Raw genomic sequence first — 23,348 nt, 5'->3', positions numbered from 1 at the left:
CAAGCTCAATTCGTTTTACCGGCTGACTCTATTATCTAACCCAAATATCCCTGATCTGTTTAGCTTCTTATGTTCAGCAGAAGACAAAGCTCAATCCTGATGCTTTTTCATGTCATTTCTCACCTCTTTGAGAAAGCTCAGGGCATCCGTTCCTCCTGTTCCTTCAGAACTTTTACCGGATCTTTTGGCCGGGCCTGCTATGAAATTTGCAACGATTTTCAGATGTGTATTGCGGAAAGCAAGCAAGGCATCAAGCAGAGCCTGGTAAATCTCTTTTTCTTTAGGATAGCTGGAAATCATATCTCCCAGGCTTTCTCCTTCCTCCATCCATTCTAAAAAGGCTTTATGAGGGGGAGGCATATGATCCCGCATAGCCAGTAGGTATTTTCCGCTTCCGTGAGGATGTGTGATACCTATCAATACATCAAAGGCCTGAATTAAGGAACTCTGAGCAGCACTTCCTCCTGCATAGGATCTTATGGGATTATTTTCGACTCCCTGAAACTCAATATTGACAAAAGAAGATAGGAAGGGGCGAATTTTATGATAAAAGAAGTCTGGATCCAGCTGGTCGATCATTCTGTTCAGAGAACGATTCATTTCCAGAAGAATCTGATGAAGTTTGGTCAAAGAAAGATGAAGCTCTTCTTCCCCAAGTTTTCTTCCCTTTTCATGAATCATGATCATCTCTGGCAAGGCGGCTGCTCCAACAGATTCTATCTCTGCAGTAACATTATAAAACCAGGCTTCTTGCGGAGAATCATTAAAGCTGATAAGGGCCTCCATATTTTCTCCACGCAAATCTCCAGCTGGATCTTTTTTTCTCCAGTTGTACATGACATTGGTCATATGGTGGACGATAGCGGGTCGACCCAGTTCATCAGCAAGTCGTGCAAAAGGAATGGCAACAATTGGCGGGATATGCTCCCGCATTTCGCCTGTCTCCCATACATAGGCAGAAGCCACATGTGCGAGAATGAGCATGGCGCGTTCCTTTTCATTGGGAGATTGTAGGGATTGCAATGGGAAGTCTGAGAGAGAAGTCAGGCTTTCCTTCACTTTTTGCTCATGGATCAATTGGGGGAGCTCATATGCCAGTTGGTCCCAGGCCTCAAAGGGACTTCCCAGGCTTTCTAAAGGAGTATAATCCGGTAAAAAACCTCGCTCAGGGCTGATAGAAAATCGGCTAAAAATATTGTCGGATACAGGCGTGCTTTTCATCCTGTAAATATCAGGAAATTTTGCGAACGCTATTGGCTTCGAGTAGATAAATTTCTCCGCTTTCCGGGCAACTGGCTTTTGCTTCTTCATCAAACTCCAGGCGATGTCCATATTCGCTCATCCAACCTAATTGTCGAGCGGGATTCCCAACCAATAAAGCATAAGCCGGCACATTCTGGGTAACAACGGCTCCTGCTCCGATAAAACAAAAAGCTCCTAGCCTTACTCCACAAACGATGGTGGCATTTGCTCCAATACTCACTCCTCTTTCTAAATAGGTTTCAGCGTACTGCCCCTGCCTGACTACTGCACTTCGAGGATTTCTGACATTGGTGAAAACCATTGAAGGCCCCAAAAAGACATCATCTTCGCAAGTTACTCCTGCATAGACAGAAACATTGTTCTGGATTTTGACATTATTGCCGAGATGGACTCCATCTCCTACAAATACATTCTGTCCAAGTTTACATCCTTCTCCTAAGGATGCCCCTTTCATAATGTGGCAGAAATGCCAAATCTTGCTACCTTTTCCTATTATAGCGCCTTCATCAACTACAGCAGATTCGTGAACAAAGTAATCAGACATGGGTTTTTAGGTGGATTTTGTTTGCTTGCAGACTTTTTAACCCGACAAAAGTACTAATTTTGCCCACGAATTTGATACACATTCTCTTATGAACTATCATCTTTTCATCTGCCTGTCAATCATTTCTCTTGCCCTTTTTTCCTGCGGAGAAGGTCCTACATCAAATACCCAACAAATGCCATCTGCGCAGGAATTAATAGACAAAGCGATCAGCTTGCATGGAGGAGAGCTCTATGACTATTCAGACATCAGCCTGAGCTTTCGGAATAAAAATTACCGTTCCCAAAGAGAAGGAGGGAAGTTTCATTACGAAAGAAGTTTTGAAGAAGAGGGGGCGCAGTATGTAGATCTGATGAATTCGGATAGTTTCGAAAGGAAGATCAATGGCGAAGTTGTAGCAGTGCCTGATACGATGGTCAGAAAATACCGAAATTCCATCAACAGTGTCTGGTATTTCGCCCTATTACCTTACAAACTCAATGATGCAGCCGTACATAAAAAATACCTGGGTCTATCTGAGATTGAGGGTAAATCCTATCATAAGGTAGAAGTTACTTTTCAGGAAGAAGGTGGAGGAGAAGATCACCAGGATATTTTCGTTTATTTCATCGATACCCAATCAGGGACCATGGATCATCTTGCCTACAGTTATGAAACAGATGGGGGAGGGCTGAGATTTCGGAAAGGATATAATTTCAGAGAAGTAAACGGGATGCGCTTTGCAGACTATGTAAACTTTAAAGGTGATCCCAAAAAAGATGTGAGAGATATCGACAAAGCCTACTTTAATCAAGAACTGGATACTCTTTCTCTGATTGAGTTGGAAAATATTGAGCTAAGATCTCTTTTGCCACAGTAGTTTTTGCAAAAGGGACCAGGCATGGAAGGCTTCAAGAGAGGCTTATATTGTTACAAAAGACAATCTTAATGATACCATTATAGGGAATGCAGTCTGCATTCCCTATTTTCATGCTACCATATAAGAAACCTACACATGAGGACTAATCGACAACTCTTTATTCTACTATTGCTCACCTCCTTATTACTTATTTCGGCCTGTAATCGAAAAATAGCTAAAGCCCTCAAAGGCGATGACGACAAAATCGAAATAGCTATTATCCAACTAAATGATGTCTACGAAATATCAGGAGTTGATGGCGGTAAGGCTGGAAACCTGGCCCGCGTGGCAGCTTTCGCAGACAGTATCCGAAACAAATATCCGGCAAATCTGATGATGCTGGCAGGGGATTTTCTAAATCCTTCTTTGATAAATACAATGAAATACGAGGGAGAGCGGATACGGGGAAAGCAAATGATCGAAGTACTCAATGCCATGGATATGGATGTAGTGGCCTTTGGAAATCATGAATTTGATTTTGACTATGAAGACCTGCAGGCGAGAATCAATGAATCGAACTTTGATTGGGTCGCTACGAATATTCAGTTAAAACAAGGGAAGAGTATTCAGGATTTTTATCGAGAAAATGAACAGGGCAAATCAACTATTCCAACTACTCAAACCTATATGTTAAGCGATGCTGATGGAACGAAAATCGACCTGGGTGTTTTCTCAGCAACCATCGATTCTAATCCCAGAGATTATGTGAACTATCTGGATGCCGATTCTTGTGCACATTTGGCCATCAATAAACTTAAAGAGGATCACGAAATCATTCTGGGGCTGACCCACCTAAGTTTGCCTGAGGATATTGCCTTGGCGAAAGCAGAACAGGATGTTGACCTCATCATTGGAGGACATGAACATGATTATCGCTTTGAGGAAGTTGGAGAAGTACGCATAGCAAAAGCAGATGCTAATGCCAAGACGCTTTATTTGCACATTCTTTCCTATGACAAGAAAACTAAGCAGTTGGAGATACAATCAGACCTTATTCCGGTAGATGGTCGGATGAATAAATCTCCAGAAGTAGCTGCGATTATAGATAAATGGGACAAAATTCTGAATCAGGAGATAACGCAGGTGATTGCCGATCCCTATGCAGTTGTCTACAAAAGTCGCCAGGTGCTGGATGGAAGAGAGAGTAGTATTCGTCATAAACAGGGACGAATGGGAGAACTTCTTACCAAATCCATGATGGCTGCAGTAAAACAGTATCCCGATATAGGTATGCTCAATAGCGGTTCGATTCGGATTGATGACGAATTGGAAGGAGATATCCTCGGCATAGATATTTTCAGAACCCTGCCCTTTGGAGGTTCTATCATTGAGGTGGATATGAAAGGGAGCTTACTTTTTGGGGTGCTCAGATATAGTGAAAACCATAAAGGGACGGGAGCCTATCTTCAGTATAGTGGTTTGGCTAAAAGTGGCGAAGATTGGCAGGTAAATGGAAGCCCGCTGGATCATGATAAATACTATCGGGTAGTGATGAACGATTTCCTGTTAATGGGATATGATATTCCTTTCCTGAAAGAGGATAACAAAGGCATCCGCAACATTTCCAAACCTGGCAAAGATGATAAAAAGGATATTCGCACAGATATCCGCGCAGTCGTGATAGACTACCTGAAGAAGTTGAAATAGCTCTTAGAAATGGAAATGGACTTAATAAAGTCCTAAGTCAGCATCCAGTTTATTCCGAAGGGGATTGGCGTAGATAAGTAAAAATTGCTCTTTGAGCATTTTAGAATCTCCTTTAATTCCCTTCAACTTATTCTCCATGTAGTCGAGGAAAATCTGTTTTTCTTCCTTTGTATAGAAGTTCCAAAACTGATCTTTGCCTTCGAGGAGATCATAGGCGATAAAGTTATTGGGCCAAAGTTTATACAAGGTCCAGATTTCTCTGTCCAGGAGATTGGCGAGGGCTTTGAAATAGTCATTGATCCTTCCTCCTTTGGGAATATGGCGAATTTTCTCTCCGATAGATTTGCCAAGTTTGAGGTGAACCCTGCCTTTGGGATCACGGATGCCTCGAATCATGGCTACTTTATCATCCTTCTGATAGGGAAGCCCCATACGCTGATGAACTAGTTCTTCTGCCTTTAGCATATCACAAGGCTCAAACTCATAGGAAATCGCCATAGGGACCAAATTGAGTTGACGAAAATTCTCGTCTATTTCTCCTGCTCCGCTAAGGTTGAGCATTTTCAATAATGCTGGATTTGTATGGTCGTTTCCATCTTTTGCCCGGCCGCTTCTTTGAGCCATCCAGATACTTTGTCCACTTTCGAGCACCTCATAGACATAAGCAGAAAGCCGCTTGGAAAATGAAAGCATATCTTTTCTTTCCACAGATCGATGAACGATGAAACTTTTGTTCATTTTCATCAAATCAGTAACCAGACCCGATACCAGGAGATTGTCCCCTATGGCATTTTGGGTAGTTTCAAATCCTTCTCTGTGGAAGAGAAAGTTGAGAAATCCCGGATCCAGGATAATATCTCTGTGATTGGAAATGTAAAAATAGCTCTGGTTTTTGTCGATATGCTCGAAGCCTTCATGGCTCAATTCTCTGGTGCTTTCTTCCTTCATCCGAAGGATCGCTTTGCTGATGTATTTATCCTGAAAATCGGCAGAGCTTTCCACTTCCTGAAGTCCCTTTTCAATATCCTCTATACTTTGTCCAGGGAAAAAGTATTGAAGTAGGATTTTAAATGAATGTTTTTGGGATAATCTCGCCATTACGGCTTTTACTTCTTCATCCCGATAAGGTCTTATCTCCTCAAAACTGAGCACTGAATTACGCATAAGCATGTATGGGAGCACAAATATAGGGAAACATCCGCTTATAAGCGAAATGCAAAGTCCAGGCCTAAGCTAAAGGCAGAGAGGCCATCGCTTCTTTGATAGCGGCTAAATCGGAGGTCCACACTTTTGAAAAATCCCAGCCTGCCACGGGAATTTACCCTGAATCTGCTGATGCCATATATGGGGGCAAAACTAAGGCCTACTCCATAGTTATGACTATTGAATGCAGAGAGATCATAATCGGAGGTATAAAAGCTTTCGGTTTCAATATGTTCCGCAAAAGGAGCAAACCAGTTGGCTGCAGTTTGGGTGTGATATCGGTAGTGGGGATATATAGAAAAGGTGTTCCCCAGTTTGATGGGCAGTTCGATGCTCGCGGTATGCGCCATGATCTCGAAATCATCATAGTAAAAGCGATAGTAGGAACGCAGGATGAAGAAATCCGAGAGGAAGTAATTGGCCCGTATGCTCAGTGGTACTTTCAATCTGCTAGTTGGCAGGCTTTCAATCCGCGGTAAAGTAACTCCCCGAAAATACACACGATGAAAAGGTGTTGAAAGTAAGCCTCGTTGATAAACGATATCACTGGCAAGGGCAATTTGTAAGCGTTGATTGATGACCTGTGCCCAGCTTATAGAAAGATTAAAAGATCTTCTTTTGTCTGTGGGAACTTCTGCTAATCCCGGTACTCTTAACTCCTCTGGAAATATGACTACCCAGGTATCAAGGAATGCCTGTAATTGTAAGTTGATTTGTCGATTTCCGTCTTTGGAATCCCAGGAATAAGCAGCTGTTATTGAGGAGGAGAAATAGTCGGATTCCAAAGAACCTCCCAGGCTGATTCCCCAGCTTTGTCTTTTGGCGGGCATCAATCTTTCGTAGCCCATTTGTATCTGAACCCGATTGTCTTTGGCAGAAGCGGTAGAAAGGCGACTGTCGATCCGATCTGTAGAGGCGGAAGAGTAATGATTGAAACCGGCTTTTACATCCAGATTTGTAATGCTGTCAAGTGGAACTTTTACGATCATGCTAATATCCTGGTCCTCCAGCTCTTCTGTTCCTTCCCCACCAGTTACGGCTGCATGTATCCCTTCTTGTTTATAGTAATTGAAAAGAAAATTAACATCCACATCTCCCTCTTTAAGTTGGAGTGTTGAATCCTTTTTGACTTGAGCATGGAGTGAATATGTGCTCAAAAAGAGGAGAGGGAAGAAGAAGTAGAGATAGCGTTTCAAGTGTTTTAGCTTAGATTAGTTACAACCGCAGCCTCCGCCAACTTTTCCTCCATTGGCACCCGAGGCTCCTTCCCGATAGGAATGGAAAGTGTTTTGATAGTTTTCGACTTTGCGAGAGCTGAGCACCATATCCGAGTCATTGAGATACATTTTCTCATAGGCTTTGACAGATACACAGGAAGTACCCATGATGCCCAGGAGAAAGAGTGCTGCAAATAATCGTATGAATTGGCTTTTATTCATGAGAAAGATTTAGGTGACTCGAAGTTACAATTTCATTTTCATCTGTAATAATGATGCATTCAATGCCCCGCAATTTTTCGACCAGCTCCAGACCTTTTTCTTTTCCTAATACAAAAACAGTCGTTGCCAGCGCATCTGCTATTTCTGCATCGGGGCAAATGATGCTCACACTTTTCAAGCCTTGCACAGGCCAACCACTTCTCGGATCTATAATATGTGCATATCTTTTCCCGTCCAGAATCACATAGCGTTCGTAATCCCCGCTTGTAACGACCGCTTTATTATCTACTTCCAGCCAGGCAAGCACCTGCTTCTCTTTGCTGGGATCAGCAACTGCAATCTTCCAGGCTTGGCCGTTTTCTTCCTTTCCCCAGGCAATTAAATCTCCACCGGCATTTACCATACCTGATTCTATTCCCATTTCCTGTAGGATTTTTTTCGCTCGATTAGCTGCATAGCCTTTGCCAATAGCCCCAAATCCGATTTTCATTCCTTTCACCTTGAGAAAGACGGTCTGCTTTTCTTTATTGAGTAGGATGTTTTTATAGTTGATCCTTGCTACAGAATTTGAGATGGCCTCATCAGAGGGAAGTTCTGTCATAGAGCCATCAAATTTCCAGATACGATCCATAGAGGCATAGGAAATGTCAAAGGCCCCACTACTCAATTGAGAAACTTTTTGTGCTCGGGAAATGAGTTGGAAAAGTTCGGCATCTACTTCAACAGCTTCTTTACCTGCTGCCCGATTTATGGCTGAAGTTTGCGAGCTTTCTTTCCAGGAAGAAATGAGGGCTTCTATTCGCTCAATTTCCCTTTCAGCAGCCTTTATTCCTTCCCAGGCTTTGTCTTTGTCCTCATGGATGACGGTTATGGCAAAAGGAGAACCCATATGAAAGCTCTCATGGATATGGGTATGAGATTGCCCTTTCACCTCAAAACCAAGGGAGAGCATGCATAGGATCAGAACCCAGTTACGCTTAATAAATCCTGAATCCGAACCCATAGTCGATGCCGAAAGAAATGATCTCATGTGATTCACCTTCAAAAGGGGAGTCTTTGGTAGTAATGACTTTTCGTTTGAAAACCGGGCGGATCATGATGAACCAACTATCACTGAGGTAAAGCTCATTTGTTAAGCCCAGATCGATGAAATAGTGCAAATCAAAAAATTCTTCTCTGGGATGATCCTGCTCTGAGCGGAAACTCCCGAGAAAAGCGGAAGCCCGTAGTCTATATCGTGCTCGATCAATGATGCTCCTTTCCAGAAGGAAGCCGTAATTCTCAAATTTGATATTGGAGCCATCCGTAATGAAATATTCTCTTGGAACAATCACACGGGTCGTGGAGGAAACCAGTTCATCATCAGCTAGCCAGCTGATATTTCCCATAATCCCTATGCTCCATTTCTTCCAATCATAATTGATCTGGGCACCAATCGGGACATATATAGCCAAATGGCTCCGATCATAGCCCTGATGAAATCCTCCTACATCTTCACTTTGTCCTTTATCATAAATCCATCTTCCCATGCTGATCCCACTATTAAATCCAATGCGAATAGCGCTCGATTCAGAATTTTGAGCGAAAATCTCCAGGCTGCAACAGCAGAGGATGAGGATAGTTGCCAATTTTCGGTACATAGGAAGCTGAATTAATCCAGATTTGAGAGAAAGGATGCTGGTCCTCCTCCTTTATAACTAAGTTCTTGTTGAATGTTTCCCTTTTCGTCCAGGATAAGGAGTAGGGGAAAGTAGCCTTTGGGATTATACTTTTCTGCCAGACTATTTCTATAGTCTTTTATCTCCTGGGGAATTTTGTTTTTTCTGGAACGAGGAAAATCAACATTAAGGAGGCTCCATCGATCTTTTGCAAAATCCTTGAATTCCTTGCTTTCAAATACTTCCTGTTTTAATCTGATACAGGGCTTACACCAATCTGATCCTGAGAAAACCATGAGTATCGATTGTTGATTTGATAAAGCTTCAGCCTGGGCTTTTTCCAGTTCAGTATGCCAGGAAAGCTCAGGGCTTGATTGAGGGAAGAATGAGGTAAATAAAAATACTAAGCTAAAAAGTAGGGACTTCATAGTAAATAGCTAATACACAGATGGCAAATTTACATCTGAAAAAGCAAAGGAAAAATCCAATATCACAGTATTATACCAGCACTTCTGATTTTGAGCTGGAAGATCGAATAAGCAGTTCTGTTTCCAGGGTAACTGTCTGTGCTTCGGTTTCCACTTCTTCTTTATTGGAACGAATCTCATCTAATAAAAGCTGCATAGCTCTCTTTCCCATTTCTAAACCGGGCTGGGCCACAGTTGTAAGTTTAGGCTCGACGATGGAGGACATGGTCCAATTGCTAAATCCGGCTATGGCTATATCTTCGGGTACTGATTTGCCAGCTTCTTTTATTTCCAGCATAGCTCCGATAGCTACCTGATCCGTAATACAGAAAATGGCATCAAAATTCCCGTTTTCGAGGCATCGTTTGGCAAAGGCTCTTCCTTCTTCCAGGGTTATGTTTTCACAGGTGAAAACCAGATTGGGATCATAGGCTAAATTGTATTTGCTCAAGGCATCTTTATAGCCATTGTATCTGTTGATGGAAGTACTTGCCAGCATGGGTCCTCTGAAATGGGCGATTCTTCTATATCCTTGCTGAATCAAATGCTCTACCACCCGAAACGCTCCCTTATAATCGTCTACGACCACTTTGGATACATCTGGAGTATTGGAGGGAACTTTATCGAAAAAGACCACGGGTATTCCTACATCTTTAAATGCCAGAAAATGGTCTATATTTTTGGTGCCATGTGCAAGTGAAGCCATGATCCCATCTACTCTGCTGGAGAAAAGGGCATTGGCATCTGCCACTTCTTTTTCATAAGACTCATCAGATTGGCAAAGCATAACCCGGTAATCTGCTTCATAGGCGACCTTCATGATGCCTTTGATCACAGAAGAAAAGAAGTGATTGATAATTTCGGGAATGATGACCCCTATAACTTTGGATTCACGCTTCCTCAGTCCGGCAGCCATAGAATTGGGCCGGTAATTCCATTTCTTGACAAGGTCAAGTACTTTCTGCTTGGTTTCCTTGCTGATATCCGGATAATCCTTCAGGGCACGGGATACGGTTGCCGTACTTACCCCGAGTTCTTTTCCAATATCAGCAAGTGTTACCTGTCTTTTGAGCATATAGTCCTTTTTTGCTAAAGCAGAAGGGTGGTGGAATTGTTTAGTTTATATAGAATAAACGTATATCCCAGCTAAGGCTTTTTCTCCTAAATGATGAATATGCTAATTAGTCTTTATGATGACCACTCCTCCAGCGCCTCTGGTTCCATAAAAAGTTGCATCCGGTCCTCTTACGATCCTTGCAGATTTGACATCCTTTACATCAATCATACTATATACAGAAGTATAGCCCCCTGCCATCGGAGTTCCATCCACAATAAATAGAGGGTCGGAATTCGCATTGATCGAATTTATACCCCTGATTTTAAAGCGGGCATTGGGACCTTCTCCACTTACCATGAGGCCAGGTATCTGGGTGAGGTATTCGGTTAGGTTTGAAGCGGAATTATACTTTTCTGTGTTGGACTCTTTTCCCGTCGCCATATTGCTTGATTTGCAAGAGAATAGGAAGAGCCCCGAAAGCAGGAGGAGATAGGAGAGGTATTTCATAAATTTAGCTAGCTTCAGGTTGATATATTAGATATGGTAGAAGGGACTAATTAAAAGGCCTTTTCCCATTTCCCTAATTTACATATAAATCTCCGATTTTACTATAATGGGCTGCCTGCTGTAATGATCCATTTTCGCCGGCAAAAACATGCAACTACCTAGCTCTTGAATTCCTCATATTTTTCCTATTAGATAATCGGCACTTTTACTGACAGTTTTAGGTGCACAGGATTTTTTGCCCTGAAATGTCATTCTAACACATATAGGGTTCATTTTATATGAACGGGCTGCTTATTGATTGCTGTTTAGACATCAGTTCTGGAAAATTCAAACAATTTTTAGTTCCTGATCCTGCTTGGCCTGCAATTGATTACGTAATCGATTTCGTTGGAATAGAGATGTTTACTATGCTCTATTATTTTTATTTTTAACAAATAATTAACAGCTTTAACCACGTGTAATACTAAAATATAGGGCTTATATGAACTTGATTTGATTCTCTGCTAAACATTCGACATATATAATATGTTATATATGTTGTGGTGTATAAAAGACGCATCAGAGCTAAGTTTTCGAGCATCTACTCAATTTCCTCTCAAAAGCTGAATGCATACTACTGTTCTTAAATCTACTAAACTCGTTTTCAATTCACCACCTGATTATATTTTTTTAACTACCGACTAACTATGAGTAAAATCAGAACTCTTTTATTCAAGGTATTTCTGGTGCCAATGTTGCTCTGCATTGCATATGGAAGTGCTGTAGCTCAGTCTGTATCAGGTAAGATTACCGGATCGGACGGCTCGCCTCTTATTGGGGCAACCGTAGTAGCTAAAGGTACCACCGTAGGTACTTTTACAAATGACCAAGGAGAATACTCTCTGGATGTACCCAGTGGTGTTACTAACCTTTTGGTTTCTTATATCGGATTCAAAACTGCAGATATTGCCATTGATGGCCGTTCTACAGTTAACATCACCATGGAAGAAGAAGTTTCTTTCCTGGATGAGGTTGTTGTAACTGGATATGGAACCCTGAAAGGAAAAGAAGTAACTGGCTCTATCGCATCAGTGAAGGCCAAAGACTTCAACGTAGGTAACATCAGTGATCCTGCACAGTTGCTGCAAGGTAAAGTAGCAGGTCTTACTATTTCAAGACCTGGCTCTGACCCTAATGGTAACTTCAGCATTCGTTTGAGAGGTCTCTCTACTATTGGAGCAAGTACAGAACCTTTGATTGTAATTGATGGTGTTCTGGGTGGCGACCTTAATAGTGTTGCTCCTGAAGACATCGCTGCTATTGACGTTTTGAAAGACGGATCTGCAGCTGCAATCTATGGAACTCGTGGTGCATCTGGTGTAATCCTGATTACTACCAAAAAAGGTGTTCCCGGAAGCTCTGTTGTAAACTACAGTGGACAGGTTACTTTTGAAACTGTTGACAATGTAGTTGACGTACTGGATTCCGACGCTTATGCCGCTTTCCCTGGTTCTAACGACCTGGGAGGTAGTGTAGACTGGTTCGACCAGCTCCTGGAAACAGGAAACTCTCAAATCCACACCCTCTCTATGAGTGGTGGAAATCAAGGAACTACCTACCGTATCTCTGCAAACTTCAGAGATGTGAATGGTATCGCCAGAACTACTGGATTCCAAAGAATCAATGGACGTGTTAACCTGTCTCAAAGAGCTTTGAATGACAAGTTGAACGTAACCTTGAACCTCGCAACAACCACTGAAGAAGCTAGCCTGGGATTCACTGAAGCCTTCCGCTATGCAACTATCTTTAACCCAACTGCACCTTTCATTAGCGGTTCTAACGACCCTGCTTTTGCAAGATGGGATGGGTATTTCCAGCAGGTATTGTTTGATTTCTACAATCCTGTAGCGATCATTGAGCAAAACCAAAACCTGAGAGAAACAAAAACTTTGGTTGCCAACATCAGAGGAGATTACGATCTGACTGATGATCTTAAATTCTCTCTCTTCTATTCTCAGCAGCGTTCTAACAACATTCTTGGACAATACTATGACAAGAATAGCTTCTGGGTAGGTGAGAACAGAAATGGTCTTGCTCGTCAGAGAAATGACGAAGCTGCTGACCAGTTGTTCCGCGCAGAGTTGAACTATGACGCAGACCTCGGAAACAATACTTTCCTGAAAGTACTGGGAGCATATGAGTTCCAGGATTTTACTTTCCAGGGATTTAATGTTGAAGGTGGAGACTTCCTTACGGATGCATTTACTTTCAATAACCTTAGCGGTTCTGCTGACTTCGCCAATGGATTGGGAAGAGTAAACTCTTACAAAACTACCAACAGACTGATTGCATTCTTCGGTCGTGTTAACTTGAACGTAGATGACAAATTCTTCGCAACTGCATCTGTAAGACGTGAAGGTTCTTCTCGTTTTGGTCAGGAAGAAAAGTGGGGAGTTTTCCCAGCGATTAGTGCGGGTATCGACCTCGTAAGAGCTGCTGGAGTAAGCGGATTTGACAACTTGAAACTGAGAGCTGGATACGGTGTAACCGGTTCTAACGTTGGACAATCTTACCTTTCTCTTCAGAGATTTGGTCCTACTGGAAACTTCTTCTTCAATGGAGAATTCATTCCTTCTTTCGGTCCTGTATCTAACGCGAACCCAGACTTGAGATGGCAGACCAAAACCGACTTCAACGTAGGTGTTGACTTCGCAATTGGAAACTATGCGCTGACTGGTTCTATCGAGTACTATACAACTACGACTGAGGACTTGATCCTTAACTTCAACGTACCTGTTCCTCCAAATCTCTTTTCAACTACTTGGTTGAATATTGGTCAGCTGGATAACTCAGGTCTTGAACTTGCCTTGAACTATGCATTGAACATTGGAGGTGGAAACACCATCAACTTTGGATTCAACGCTAACAGATTCTTCGATACAGAACTCGTATCTCTTTCTGATGAAGCCAGAGGACTTGACTTCGGTGGACAGCAAGCACTTGCTAACCTCGGATCTCCTGGACAGAACGGTACAAGTACTATCCTTCTTGAAGAGGGTGCGCCTATCGGACAAATCTGGACGCTTGTTACAGATCCTAACAATCTCGTAAACGAAGATGGTACATGGAACTTCCTCGATACTGACGGCGATGGTGTACAAGATGACATCAAAGACCGTGATATCGTAGGTAATGGTCTTCCTAAGTACCAAATAGGTCTTAACTCAAGCTTGAATGCTGGGAACTGGGACGCTTCTATTTTCTTCCGCGCAGTATTGGGACACGACATCCTGAATACTTTCCGTGCATTCTACGAAGCACCTAGTACTATTTCTGCATACAATATTCTGACTACTTCCAGCGATGTTGCTACTTTGACTGACCAACCTCAGTTGAACAGCTTCCACGTTGAAGATGGAGACTTCCTGAGATTGGACAACATGACCGTTGGGTATACTGTTCCTAACTTGCCAGGAGGATTCAGCAAAATCAGAATTTTTGCTAACGCACAAAACCTGTTTACTGTTACTAATTACAAAGGGGTATCTCCAGAACCACGTTTGGTTGACTCCAATAGTGGAAACCCATTGGCTCCAGGTCTTGACAGAAGAAATACTTATTTCTCTGCAAGAGGATTCACTGTGGGTGTAAATCTTGGATTTTAATTGTTAAATAGGACTAATTCTAATCAAATCTATAAAATGAATAAGTATCTTTTTCCTTTGAAAGTACTGGTTATAGTAGCGCTTTGCTTTGCTGTTATGCCTGCTTGTACAAATCTGGATGAGGAGCTCTTCAGCGAGGTAACTGCTGATAACTTCTTCCAGACTGAAGAGGAGCTGATCTCTGCACTGGGTGCAGCTTATACTTCTCTTTACGGTTATATGGGGACTACTTCCCTTTACGCTGCACAGGAAGTTTCTTCTGATGAGATGGTTGTCCCAACGCGTGGGCCAGACTGGGGAGATGGTGGACACTGGGTGAGACTTCACCAACATCTTTGGACCACTGAAGACCCAACGGTTACTAATACCTGGAACTTCCTTTTTGCGGGAGTAAACGCTTGTAACCGTCTGATCTTCCAATTTGAGGAACTACAAAACCCACTTACTGATCCATTCATTGGTGAATTGAGAGCTCTTAGAGCTGTTTATTACCTCTGGTTGATGGACCTTTATGGTAATGTACCGATTGTTACATCTTTCGCAGATGCCAATCCTACTCCTCAAAACAACTCTCGTTCGGAAGTTTACTCTTTCGTAGAAGGTGAACTGACTGCATCGCTTCCATTGGTAAATACAAGTGTTGACGGTTCTACCTACGGACGTATCAACCAAATGGTGGTACAAATGGCACTTGCTAAATTGTACCTGAACGCAGAAGTTTATACGGGAACTCCTCAGTGGCAAAAAGCGGTTACTGCTTGTGATGCAATCATTAACTCGAATAATTACAGCCTTGAGCCAAATTACTTCGCCAACTTCAACCTGGACAACCAGGGATCATCTGAGATGATCTTTGCAATTCCTTATGATGCAGTATTTGCAGGTGGATTCAACATCGTGATGCAGTCTTTGAGCTACATCAACCAGCAAACGTATAACCTCGCTGCTCAGCCTTGGAACGGATGGTGTACTTTGGAAGATTTCTATAACTCTTACGAAGACACTGACTTGAGAAAAGGTCAGCCTAATACAGAGCAAGGACCTTCTACTGTTAGAAGTAACTTCCTGATTGGACCACAGTGGGATGTATCTGGAAAAGTAAGACTGGAAGATGCTGGTTTCGAAGCTTCTGACCAGGACGGTGCTCCTTATACGTTCAGAGCTCAATTGAACGAACTTGCTCCTAATGCATGGCGTGAAGCTGGTGCACGTGTAGCTAAGTTTGAGTACGAAATTGGTGGTCAGCCAAACATGAGCAATGACTTCCCAATTTACCGTTACACAGACGTTCTGATGATGAAAGCTGAAGCTATGTGGAGAATGAATCCCGGCGACGCTGATGCACTTTCTTTGGTTAACGAAATTCGTGCAAGAGCAGGTGTATCTGACTTCACTGAACTGACTGCCGAAAATCTGCTTGCAGAAAGAGGACGTGAGTTCTTTGTAGAATGTCATCGTAGATCTGACTTGATCCGCTTCGGTGTGTTCACTTCAGACTGGTGGGAAAAATCATCTCCTGGCGAATACGTAGAATTGTTCCCAATTCCACGTGCTCAGATTGATGCGAACCCTAACCTGACTCAAAACTCTGGATATTAATCCATAGTATATCTTATATAAAGCTGGAAACCCAATGGGGTTTCCAGCTTTTTTAGCTCTAATCAATCATTATTCATGAAGAGATTTTCAATTGTCCTGATATTTCTTTCTATACTTTTCCTCTCTACCTCCTGTGAATCTACCCCTGAAGAGGAGTATAGAAAACGGGAAGCTAAAGAACTGGCAAGTGGAGTGAGAAATGATAGTTTGTTCCTCGGGATCTATCTGGGGATGACTATGGATGATTTTTATGCACATTGCTGGGAAATGAATAAAAAAGGGATAATCATGGAGGGAGCCAATAATACTACCGTTCATTATCCCATTCAGGAGTTTAAACATCCGGCGAGTATGGAATTTTATCCAAGTTCAGAAAATGGATATGTAACTGCCATGCCCATCAGCTTCTATTATGATGGTTGGGCTCCCTGGAATAAAGATCTGCAGGCCGATAAACTGATCCTGGAAGTTATCGCTCTAATGGAAGACTGGTTTGGAACAGGATTTACAGAAATAAATAACCCTACTCCGGTAGGGAGCAATGCTTTTTTAAAGGTCGATGGAAATCGCCGGATCACCGTCTATTATGTAGATGATTCCAAAGTAAAAGTTGACATTGTTGACCTGAATGCCTTGAAAAATTCCGAAAAGAAAAAATAGCCATAGCCTTCGTCTGAAGGCTTTTGATTACTTTTGTCAAATACACCTTTCGCTAGCTTTTATTCCCAGTCCAACAAACATGAGGTTACTAATCATATGTTCTCTCCTATTTCTTTTCGCCTGTGAATCAGGCCCTAAGACAGATGTGAAAGAGGAAGAACCCCAACTCTTTACCCAGATATCATCTTCAGCATCCGGGATAGATTTTGTCAACCAATTGGAGTACGACAAATCCTTCAACATCTATACCTATCGAAACTTCTACAATGGAGGAGGAGTCGCAATAGGAGATGTGAATAAGGATGGCTTGATGGATGTCTATTTTACAGCCAATATGAAATCAAATCGCCTGTATCTGAATAAAGGGAATTTTCAGTTTGAAGATGTTACGGATAAAGCTGGTGTTGCGGGAACCCGGGCCTGGTCCACGGGTGTTACCATGGCAGATGTGAATGGAGATGGCTATTTAGATATCTACGTGTGTAATTCAGGAGATGTAGCTGGAGACAATAAACAAAACGAACTATTTATTAATCAGGGAGGAGACGGGCTAAGCTTTAAAGAAGAAGCCGAAAAATATGGGATAGCGGATAACGGCTATGGAACCCATGCATCCTTTTTTGATTATGATAAAGATGGGGACCTCGATCTCTACCTGCTCAACAATTCCTATAGATCTATTTTTGACTTCAACCTAAAGGTGGACCAAAGACCCATCAGAGATGAAAAAGGAGGAGATAAATTTTTCCGAAACGATGGAGGAAACTTTACAGATATTTCTGAAGCTGCTGGAATCTATGGGAGCGAAATCGGTTTTGGACTGGGAGTAACGGTAGGAGATATAAATAGAGATGGTTGGTTGGACATCTTCGTGTCTAATGACTTTTTCGAAAAAGACTACCTCTACATTAACCAGAAAGACGGCACTTTCCTGGAAGACCTTGAAAATCAAATTTTGTCCCTGAGCGTAGCTTCTATGGGGGCTGATATGGCAGACATCAACAATGATGGCTATCCGGAGATATTCGTTACAGAAATGTTGCCGGAAGGAGATGCGCGTTTCAAAACCAAAATGACCTTTGAAAACTGGGACCGCTATCAATATGGAGTGAAAAATGGCTACTACCATCAATTTACGCGCAATGTCCTCCAACTCAATAATGGAGATGGAAGTTTTAGTGAAATTGGGAGATTGGCAGGGATAGAAGCAACAGACTGGAGTTGGGGAGCTTTGATGGCCGATTATGACAATGATGGATTGAAAGACCTCTATGTCGTAAATGGCTTGAATAAAGACATCATCGATCAGGACTACATCAACTTCGTTTCCAATGAAGAAGTAGTTCGACAGATGCGTACACCGGAAGGCGTCAACTTCAAAAAACTCATCGATACCATTCCTTCTACCCGCATCAGCAATTATCTATTCAAAAACCAGGGAGAACTACAATTTGAAAATGTAGCCGATGCCTGGGGACTAGCTACGCCCAGCCATTCCAATGGATCAGCCTATGCCGACTTTGACAATGATGGCGATCTGGATTTGGTAGTAAATAATGTCAACATGGAATCTTTCCTCTATCGAAATGAGGCAGACAAGATTTACCCCGAAAGGCATTATCTGAAAGTTGAACTAGAAGGCACAGATGAAAATCCCTATGCCATAGGTGCCAATGTGAGCCTGAAAGCAGCAGGGAAAGACTTTTATATTGAAAATATCCCCATTCGCGGATTTCAGTCTTCCATCGACTATCGACCCAATTTCGGTTTGGGAGACATCACTAAAGTTGAAGAGTTGAAGGTAGAATGGCCCACAGGAGAGCAAACGATTTTGAAGGATGTTGCAGTGGACCAATTACTCACGATTAAATATACAGATGCTGAGAAAGGACCTGCCAATCCTCAAGGCCTTAAAGGAGCTAATGCTCCCTTATTCACCGAAATAAAAGACAGCCTCGATTGGAGATACGAACATAAAGAAAATCTCTTTGTGGACTTCAAAAGAGACCTTTTGCTTTATCATATGATGTCCACCGAAGGCCCGCATATCGCCAAAGCAGATGTCAACAGTGATGGACTCGAAGACTTCTTCATTGGAGGAGCAGCCAATTCTGCTGGGGCTATTTATGAGCAACAAGCCGATGGATCTTTCCTTTCCACTAATCAAGCTCTCTTCAATCAGGATAGAGCTTCTGAAGATATGGACTGTATCTTTTTTGATGCAGACAATGATGGAGATCAGGACCTTTATGTAGCTCGTGGAGGAAATGAGTTTTTGATGAAAACCAATGTGCTGGTGGATCAACTCTATCTGAACAATGGCAGCGGGCAGTTTAGTCGCTCCCCTCAATACCTTCCTACCTTCAAGCCCGAAAGTTCAGCTTGCGTTCAGGCAGCTGATTATGATAAAGATGGAGATATGGACCTCTTTGTGGGGATTCGGGCCATCCCCGGTTATTATGGGGTTTCTGCTAATGGCTATTTGCTCAACAACAATGGCAAAGGGGTGTTCAAGAATATCACCAAAGTAGCTGCTCCCGAACTGGAAAATCTGGGGATGATCAAGGACATCATCTGGATGGACTTTGATGGGGATGATGATGAGGATATGATTATTTCGGGGGAATGGATGCCCATTAGTTTCTTTGAAAATAATGGAGGGAAATTCAGACAAATCGATGCAATCAGTAATGTGGAGAAAAGTTCAGGCTGGTGGAATTGTATGCAGGCCGGAGACTTTGATAAGGATGGGGACCTGGATTTGATTGTCGGAAATCATGGGCTGAATTCTCGCTTCTCAGCATCTGCCGAAAAACCCATTACTGTCCACGTAAAAGATTTTGATAATAATGGGACTCCCGATCCTGTCATTAGCCAATTTAATGGAGAAGAATCCTATCCATTGGTATTGCGTCATGACCTGACCATGCAATTGCCGGTACTCAAGCGCAAATACCTGAAATACATCAATTATAAGGAACAAAGAATAGAAGATATCTTCAGCCCCGAGCAATTGGAAGGAAGCCTGGTAAAGGAAGTACATAACCTCAGAAGCTCCATCCTGATTAATCAGGGCAATGGAGAATTTGAAATCAGGGATCTCCCCCTCGAAGCTCAGTATTCTCCCGTCTATGGCTTATTGGTAGAAGATTTTGATAAAGATGGCAATCTCGATGTCCTCCTGGGAGGGAATCTATATGCCGTGAAGCCTGAAGTGGGGCGTTATGATGCGAATTACGGATTACTGCTGAAAGGCAATGGAGATGGGAGTTTTGAGCCTGTTTCTTCGGTTGAAAGTGGCTTCTTTCTAAAGGGGGAAGTCCGGGATCTGATCAGCCTGAAAAGAGGAAATACCTCCCTGCTACTGGTAGCAAAAAATAATGAGCCGATGCAGCTGTTCAGCTATTGATCATGATTCCTAGGTCTCCATTCATACCAATTTCTTTTGCAGCTATTATGCTGCTGTCATTTTTTCTGCCTGGATGCGAGGGGAAAAAAGAAGCTCCGCTTTTCCAATTGAAAAGTTCGGAAGAAACGGGGATCAACTTCGTCAATCAGGTATTGGAAAGCGATAGCATGAATATCATCCAGTATCTCTACTTCTACAATGGGGGAGGTGTGGCCATCGGAGATATCAATAATGATGGCTTGCCAGATATTTACTTTTCCTCCAATCAACATAGCAACAAACTCTACCTGAATAAAGGCAATCTTCAATTTGAAGACATTACCGAAGCGGCTGTTGTTGGCGGATCAGGCAACTGGTCCACGGGTGTATCGATGGTAGACATCAATGCGGATGGATGGCTGGATATCTATCTCTGTCAAGTAGGAGATTATAAGAGCTTAAGGGGCAAAAATCAGCTCTTTATCAATCAAGGCCTAAAAGAAGGGCCTCAGTTTGTCGAGCAAGCAGCTGAATATGGCTTAAATCATGAAGGTTTTTCTACACAAGCTGCCTGGTTGGATTATGATAAGGATGGAGACCTCGACATGTACCTGCTTAGTCATTCGGTCCATAGTACGGAATCCTATCGTGATACCAGCTTTACCCGTAAACGAGATCCTAAAGCCGGAGATAAACTCTTTCGAAATGATTTAAATCAGCATAAAGGAGAAGGCCCTCACTTTGTAGATGTAAGCCAAGAAGCGGGCATATTAGGAGGAATCGCCGGATACGGATTGGGTATAGCTGTAGGCGATGTCGATAATAATGGATGTATTGACATTTATGTTGGCAATGATTTCCATGAAAACGATTTCCTCTACCTCAACAATTGCGACGGAAGCTTTACAGAAAGTTCAAGTTCAGCTTTCACCCATACCAGCAATTTCTCCATGGGCAATGACCTGGCTGACCTGAATAATGATGGATACCTCGATCTGCTTACTATGGATATGAAGCCGGAAAATGAGGTGGTTTTTAAAAGCTCGGCGGGCATCGATCCTTATGATATCTATCAGTTTAAACGAAGCTTTGGCTATAGTCATCAATTACCCAGAAATATGCTCCATGTCAACAATGGCAAGGATGGAGGCTTTTCAGAAGTGGGACAACTCAAAGGCTTATCTAGCACAGATTGGAGTTGGTCTGTACTCATGGCGGATTTCGATCTGGACGGATATAAGGATGTCCACATAAGCAATGGGATTATTCGCCGCCCCAATGATCTCGATTATTTGAAGTTCATTGCGAATAAGCAGATTCAGGAACATGCCTCTGACCTGGAACTGGCAGCTCAAATGCCGGATGGGAAAGTCTCTAATTATATATTTCGGCAGGATAAGCATGGGAATTTTGAGAACAAAACTTCAAGTTGGGGGCTTCAAAGAGCCTCTTACTCAAATGGAACAGCCTATGCTGATTTGGATGACGATGGCGATCTGGATATAGTGGTTAATAATATCAATGATCTTGCTTTCATCTACGAAAATCAGCGAAATAAAAAGCTGGATTATCATTATCTGAAACTCAAATTTGAAGGACCTAAGGAGAATCCGAAAGCTCTGGGAGTAAAGGTCTCCCTCCAGCGCGGAGGAGATGTCATGCATCAAGAGTTATATCCAGTAAGAGGATGGCAATCTTCCATGCCTTATGAGATCGTTTTGGGAAAGACTCCACCTTTTACGCTTAACATAGAGTGGCCAAATGGTAAAGTTTTTTCCCGTACAATAAGCGAGGCAAATCGGACCCTGATACTCAGGGAAGAAGATGCTTATTTCCCGGATTCAACTAAACTTTCCAAAAGCATTAACTATTTCAAAAAGCTATCTCCAACTGAAAGAGGAATCAGCTTCAATCACCAGGAAAATATCTTTCAGGATCACAAAAGAGAAAGCCTGATCCCATATTTCTATTCTACTCAGGGACCAAAGATCGCGCTTGCTGATCTAAATAATGATGGGAACGATGATTTCTACATTGGAGGAGCGACCCAACAAGCCGGGACTATGTATCTTTCGAACAAGGAAGGATTTTTTGGTTCAGTGAATCAGGAGCTTTTTCAGGAAGATTCAGTACAAGAAGATGTTGCTGTCCTCTTTTTTGATGCAGATAATGATGGCGATCAGGATTTGTATGTTGGTAGTGCTGGTAATCAATTTTATCAACAAAACCCTGCGCTGAAGGATCGCTTGTATTTGAATGATGGACAGGCTCATTTCTCAAAAGCTACACATTCCCTCCCTGATTTTTTTGCCCAAACATCTTGCGTGAAAGCAGCTGATTTTGACCAGGATGGCGATGTAGACCTCTTTGTGGGGAATCGATCCCGGCCGGTTGCTTATGGGATGTTTCCGGATTCCTACTTATTGATTAACCAGGGCAAAGGAACATTTGAGATTGCCTCAGATGAAATTATGGATACGAAAGAACTGGGAATGATTACAGCTGCGGAATGGACGGATACTGATGAAGATGGCGATCTCGATTTGATCGTAGTAGGAGAATGGATGCCCATACAAATTTTTGAAAATCAGGATGGGAAGCTAAAGAAGCAAAGCCCTGTTTTCCAATACGAAAAGGATAATCAATTTATGCCTTATGGGTGGTGGACAAGTATTGAAACCGCAGATCTGGATGGCGACGGAGATAAGGATTGGGTAGTTGGGAATTTCGGTATGAACTCCAATCTCCAACCCAGTCCCGAGGAACCGATTCGACTTTATATCAACGACTTTGACAAGAATTTAAGTAAGGATCCCATTATCACTTATTATCGTCAGGGGAAAGAATACCCGCTTGCTGGTTTTGATGAATTGAGCACTCAATTGGTCATGCTCAAAAAACGCTTTCGTCAGTACAGTAAATTTGCCAATAGTAGCATAGACCAAATTTTTAGCCCGGAAGAACTTGAAGCATCTGTAAAGAGAAAAGCGGATTTTTTTCATTCTGTGATTGTTTGGAATGAAGGAGCTGGGAAATTTCGGATGGAAAAACTTCCCCAGGAAGCTCAGCTTGCCCCCATTTACACGATTTTGATTGAGGAATTGGATAATTTTAAAGGACCAGAAATCCTGATTGCAGGGAATCTATATGAGATTCAACCAGCTATTGGGCGAATGGATGGTCTGAATGGATTAGTCTTATCCAGAAAGCCTGCTCCAGAGGGCGACACGTATACATACACTCCCTGGAGGCATCAAAAACTGGACATAAATGGGCAAATAAGAGATGTGAAACTTTTGCGGATAAAGGGTAAATCCCATTTGCTCATTGCCCCCAATAATGATAAGCTGCAACTCATTGAATTAGCATATTAA

At 42.4% G+C, this 23,348-nt stretch carries 17 protein-coding genes; 7 read left to right on the top strand and 10 right to left on the bottom strand.

Annotation, left to right across the window (positions count from 1 at the left end; translation table 11 throughout):
• Positions 1-90: 90 nt before the first annotated feature.
• Positions 91-1,221, bottom strand: coding sequence for a hypothetical protein (locus tag R8P61_18300; protein MDW3649028.1), 1,131 nt, complete (start codon positions 1,219-1,221; stop codon positions 91-93).
• Positions 1,222-1,231: 10 nt separating this feature from the next.
• Positions 1,232-1,807, bottom strand: coding sequence for an acyltransferase (locus R8P61_18295; GenBank protein ID MDW3649027.1), 576 nt, complete (start codon positions 1,805-1,807; stop codon positions 1,232-1,234).
• Positions 1,808-1,895: 88 nt separating this feature from the next.
• On the opposite strand from R8P61_18295, the gene R8P61_18290 reads away from it, so the two are divergent.
• Both R8P61_18290 and R8P61_18285 read left to right on the top strand, forming a co-directional pair.
• Positions 1,896-2,666 (top strand): DUF6503 family protein, encoded by a 771-nt coding sequence (locus R8P61_18290; protein ID MDW3649026.1) that lies wholly within the window; start codon positions 1,896-1,898, stop codon positions 2,664-2,666.
• A gap of 135 nt (positions 2,667-2,801) precedes the next feature.
• Complete coding sequence (locus R8P61_18285; GenBank protein ID MDW3649025.1) at positions 2,802-4,352, top strand: bifunctional metallophosphatase/5'-nucleotidase; 1,551 nt, start codon at positions 2,802-2,804, stop codon at positions 4,350-4,352.
• A 21-nt stretch (positions 4,353-4,373) separates the two neighbouring features.
• On the opposite strand, the gene R8P61_18280 is transcribed toward R8P61_18285, so the two are convergent.
• The 8 genes from R8P61_18280 to R8P61_18245 all read right to left on the bottom strand — a co-directional run bounded on the left by R8P61_18280 (position 4,374) and on the right by R8P61_18245 (position 10,683).
• The gene (locus R8P61_18280; GenBank protein MDW3649024.1) at positions 4,374-5,516 is read right to left on the bottom strand and encodes a glycerol acyltransferase; all 1,143 of its coding nucleotides are present in this window, start codon (positions 5,514-5,516) and stop codon (positions 4,374-4,376) included.
• A gap of 38 nt (positions 5,517-5,554) precedes the next feature.
• On the bottom strand, positions 5,555-6,751 hold the full coding sequence (locus R8P61_18275) for a DUF3570 domain-containing protein (protein ID MDW3649023.1): 1,197 nt from the start codon (positions 6,749-6,751) through the stop codon (positions 5,555-5,557).
• Between the two features lie 15 nt (positions 6,752-6,766).
• Positions 6,767-6,940, bottom strand: a complete 174-nt coding sequence (locus R8P61_18270) for a DUF4266 domain-containing protein (GenBank protein ID MDW3649022.1) — start codon at positions 6,938-6,940, stop codon at positions 6,767-6,769.
• A 46-nt stretch (positions 6,941-6,986) separates the two neighbouring features.
• Positions 6,987-8,024: an FAD:protein FMN transferase gene (locus tag R8P61_18265; GenBank protein ID MDW3649021.1), complete on the bottom strand. Its 1,038-nt coding sequence runs from the start codon at positions 8,022-8,024 to the stop codon at positions 6,987-6,989.
• Positions 7,972-8,634 (bottom strand): hypothetical protein, encoded by a 663-nt coding sequence (locus tag R8P61_18260; protein MDW3649020.1) that lies wholly within the window; start codon positions 8,632-8,634, stop codon positions 7,972-7,974. Before R8P61_18260 ends, R8P61_18265 begins: the two co-directional genes overlap by 53 nt.
• A gap of 11 nt (positions 8,635-8,645) precedes the next feature.
• Positions 8,646-9,080: a thioredoxin family protein gene (locus tag R8P61_18255; GenBank protein ID MDW3649019.1), complete on the bottom strand. Its 435-nt coding sequence runs from the start codon at positions 9,078-9,080 to the stop codon at positions 8,646-8,648.
• Positions 9,081-9,150: 70 nt separating this feature from the next.
• A complete protein-coding gene (locus R8P61_18250) occupies positions 9,151-10,194 on the bottom strand; it encodes a LacI family DNA-binding transcriptional regulator (GenBank protein ID MDW3649018.1) in 1,044 nt (347 codons plus the stop codon).
• A 102-nt stretch (positions 10,195-10,296) separates the two neighbouring features.
• Complete coding sequence (locus R8P61_18245; protein ID MDW3649017.1) at positions 10,297-10,683, bottom strand: TonB-dependent receptor plug domain-containing protein; 387 nt, start codon at positions 10,681-10,683, stop codon at positions 10,297-10,299.
• Positions 10,684-11,369: 686 nt separating this feature from the next.
• Here R8P61_18245 and R8P61_18240 point away from each other — a divergent pair.
• From R8P61_18240 to R8P61_18220, 5 genes are all read left to right on the top strand, one after another.
• Entirely contained in the window at positions 11,370-14,327 is a 2,958-nt protein-coding gene (locus tag R8P61_18240; protein MDW3649016.1) for a SusC/RagA family TonB-linked outer membrane protein, read from the top strand.
• Positions 14,328-14,363: 36 nt separating this feature from the next.
• Entirely contained in the window at positions 14,364-15,926 is a 1,563-nt protein-coding gene (locus R8P61_18235; GenBank protein ID MDW3649015.1) for a RagB/SusD family nutrient uptake outer membrane protein, read from the top strand.
• A gap of 75 nt (positions 15,927-16,001) precedes the next feature.
• Positions 16,002-16,586 carry a hypothetical protein gene (locus tag R8P61_18230; protein ID MDW3649014.1) on the top strand — a complete coding sequence of 195 codons (585 nt, stop codon included), beginning with the start codon at positions 16,002-16,004 and terminating at the stop codon, positions 16,584-16,586.
• Positions 16,587-16,665: 79 nt separating this feature from the next.
• On the top strand, positions 16,666-19,995 hold the full coding sequence (locus tag R8P61_18225; protein ID MDW3649013.1) for a VCBS repeat-containing protein: 3,330 nt from the start codon (positions 16,666-16,668) through the stop codon (positions 19,993-19,995).
• 47 nt (positions 19,996-20,042) lie between these two features.
• On the top strand, positions 20,043-23,348 hold the full coding sequence (locus tag R8P61_18220; GenBank protein MDW3649012.1) for a VCBS repeat-containing protein: 3,306 nt from the start codon (positions 20,043-20,045) through the stop codon (positions 23,346-23,348).

The organism is Bacteroidia bacterium, from assembly GCA_033391075.1.
GTDB lineage: Bacteria > Bacteroidota > Bacteroidia > J057 > J057 > JAWPMV01.
This window is presented reverse-complemented; position numbering and strand designations above follow the sequence as displayed.

What these genes read in the sequence shown, in the direction of transcription:
- R8P61_18260 (MDW3649020.1), bottom strand. Translation starts at nt 8,634, where the DNA reads ATGTACCGAAAATTGGCAACTATCCTCATCCTCTGCTGTTGCAGCCTG.
- R8P61_18225 (MDW3649013.1), top strand. Translation starts at nt 16,666, where the DNA reads ATGAGGTTACTAATCATATGTTCTCTCCTATTTCTTTTCGCCTGTGAA.
- R8P61_18235 (MDW3649015.1), top strand. Translation starts at nt 14,364, where the DNA reads ATGAATAAGTATCTTTTTCCTTTGAAAGTACTGGTTATAGTAGCGCTT.
- R8P61_18300 (MDW3649028.1), bottom strand. Translation starts at nt 1,221, where the DNA reads ATGAAAAGCACGCCTGTATCCGACAATATTTTTAGCCGATTTTCTATC.
- R8P61_18240 (MDW3649016.1), top strand. Translation starts at nt 11,370, where the DNA reads ATGAGTAAAATCAGAACTCTTTTATTCAAGGTATTTCTGGTGCCAATG.
- R8P61_18245 (MDW3649017.1), bottom strand. Translation starts at nt 10,683, where the DNA reads ATGAAATACCTCTCCTATCTCCTCCTGCTTTCGGGGCTCTTCCTATTC.
- R8P61_18270 (MDW3649022.1), bottom strand. Translation starts at nt 6,940, where the DNA reads ATGGGTACTTCCTGTGTATCTGTCAAAGCCTATGAGAAAATGTATCTC.
- R8P61_18290 (MDW3649026.1), top strand. Translation starts at nt 1,896, where the DNA reads ATGAACTATCATCTTTTCATCTGCCTGTCAATCATTTCTCTTGCCCTT.
- R8P61_18255 (MDW3649019.1), bottom strand. Translation starts at nt 9,080, where the DNA reads ATGAAGTCCCTACTTTTTAGCTTAGTATTTTTATTTACCTCATTCTTC.
- R8P61_18285 (MDW3649025.1), top strand. Translation starts at nt 2,802, where the DNA reads ATGAGGACTAATCGACAACTCTTTATTCTACTATTGCTCACCTCCTTA.
- R8P61_18220 (MDW3649012.1), top strand. Translation starts at nt 20,043, where the DNA reads ATGCTGCTGTCATTTTTTCTGCCTGGATGCGAGGGGAAAAAAGAAGCT.
- R8P61_18265 (MDW3649021.1), bottom strand. Translation starts at nt 8,024, where the DNA reads ATGAGATCATTTCTTTCGGCATCGACTATGGGTTCGGATTCAGGATTT.
- R8P61_18230 (MDW3649014.1), top strand. Translation starts at nt 16,002, where the DNA reads ATGAAGAGATTTTCAATTGTCCTGATATTTCTTTCTATACTTTTCCTC.
- R8P61_18280 (MDW3649024.1), bottom strand. Translation starts at nt 5,516, where the DNA reads ATGCGTAATTCAGTGCTCAGTTTTGAGGAGATAAGACCTTATCGGGAT.
- R8P61_18295 (MDW3649027.1), bottom strand. Translation starts at nt 1,807, where the DNA reads ATGTCTGATTACTTTGTTCACGAATCTGCTGTAGTTGATGAAGGCGCT.
- R8P61_18250 (MDW3649018.1), bottom strand. Translation starts at nt 10,194, where the DNA reads ATGCTCAAAAGACAGGTAACACTTGCTGATATTGGAAAAGAACTCGGG.